Below are 304 nucleotides of genomic sequence, written 5' to 3'. Positions count from 1 at the left end.
TGCGGGCAGGCTTGCCGCCCGCGAGCAGACGTCGTTCACCTACGACGGGTACGGGCAGCTGGCCTCGCAGACGGTCTCCTGGGCTGAGGGCGCCGGTGAGGAGGGCCGCGGGGAGGGGCCGGGCGAGCTGAAGACTGAGGTCACCCGCACGGTGGAGGACGGATGCCTGACCGAGACCACCACCGTGGCGCCCGGCACGGACGCCGAGACCTCCGCCTCGCGGGTGGTGGACCTGGCCACCGGGGCCGTGCTGGAGGAGGCCGGCCCCGGCGGGCGGGTCGTCTCGCGGACGGAGTACGACCAC

General features: G+C 75.0%; 1 protein-coding gene. It reads left to right on the top strand.

Going from position 1 to position 304, the window contains the following annotated elements; translation table 11 throughout:
• Positions 1–304: hypothetical protein (locus IF89_RS46840; RefSeq protein WP_043195100.1), on the top strand; the 304-nt coding region annotated here is incomplete at both ends.

Source organism: Streptomyces sp. NRRL F-2664 (assembly GCF_000719345.1).
Lineage (GTDB): Bacteria > Actinomycetota > Actinomycetes > Streptomycetales > Streptomycetaceae > Streptomyces.
This window is presented reverse-complemented; position numbering and strand designations above follow the sequence as displayed.